General features: G+C 66.1%; 2 protein-coding genes. Both read left to right on the top strand.

Annotated elements, in window-relative coordinates:
• The first annotated feature begins 117 nt into the window (after positions 1–117).
• Complete coding sequence (nucS, locus tag ACWGCN_RS35780; RefSeq protein WP_378639483.1) at positions 118–861, top strand: endonuclease NucS; 744 nt, start codon at positions 118–120, stop codon at positions 859–861.
• 12 nt (positions 862–873) lie between these two features.
• On the top strand, positions 874–1,164 hold the full coding sequence (locus ACWGCN_RS35775) for an ATP/GTP-binding protein (protein ID WP_378996679.1): 291 nt from the start codon (positions 874–876) through the stop codon (positions 1,162–1,164).
• Positions 1,165–1,206: the final 42 nt, after the last annotated feature.

Here is a 1,206-nt window from a genome sequence, read left to right as displayed (position 1 = left end):
CTGCACTCGACAGGGTGTGGGAGAGTAGGACACTGCCGGAACATCTTTGCGAAAGGCCCTCCAACTTCGGTTGGAGGGCCTTTTTGCGTTCCCGGGGTCGTCGCCTACAGTGCTTGGGTGCGCCTCGTCATTGCTCGTTGCCAGGTCGACTATGTCGGTCGACTGACCGCCCACCTTCCGATGGCTCGTCGGCTGTTGCTGATCAAGGCCGACGGGTCGGTGCTCGTGCACTCCGACGGCGGCTCGTACAAGCCGCTGAACTGGATGAGTCCGCCGTGCTGGCTGGTGGAGCAGGAAGTGCCGGACGCGATGCCCGCCGCCTTGCCCGACGGCGTACGGCCGTTGCGGGAGGGACAGACTCCGGAGCCGGTGACGGCTAAGGCGCTGTGGGTCGTGACCAACAAGGCCGGCGAGGAATTGCGGATCACCATCGAGGAGATCGAGCACGATTCCTCGCACGAGCTCGGAGTCGACCCCGGCCTGGTGAAGGACGGCGTCGAAGCGCATCTGCAGGAGCTGCTCGCCGAACACGTGACGAAGCTCGGGGAGGGGTACACCCTGGTGCGGCGCGAGTACATGACCGCGATCGGCCCGGTGGATCTGCTGTGCCGCGATGCCGACGGCGCCACCGTGGCGGTGGAGATCAAGCGGCGTGGTGACATCGACGGTGTCGAGCAGCTCACCCGGTATCTCGAACTGCTCAACCTCGACCCGCTGCTGGCCCCGGTGGCCGGGGTGTTCGCGGCACAGCAGATCAAGCCGCAGGCGAAGACACTGGCAGAGTACCGTGGAATCCGGTGCCTCACGCTCGATTACGACGAGCTACGCGGCACGGAGAGCAACGTTTTCCGCTTGTTCTAGGAGGAGAGTGTCATGCCGCGACGTAGACCGCGCAGCGGACGTTCTGCGGCGCCTAGGCCGATCGGCGACGTGTACGGCCGCACCGAGGACGGCCCGGGTGACGAAACCTATATCGTGCGAACGGTTCCCGGCGCTCGGGCGGTGAAGCCCTATCGGTGCCCCGGCTGCGACCACGAGATCGCGATCGGTGTCGCCCACATCGTGGCCTGGGCCGTCGAGGGTGGCGAGGAGGACCGCAGGCACTGGCACCAGGGTTGCTGGAACGGCAGGCGCACTCGCGGCATCACCCGCCGCTGGTCGTGACCTGAGAGACAGAAAACCGAAGGCCGCCTCGATGATTCGAGG

The organism is Nocardia sp. NPDC055050, from assembly GCF_053608345.1.
The sequence above is the reverse complement of the archived record's forward strand: the minus strand, read 5'-3'. Positions and strand labels throughout refer to the sequence as shown.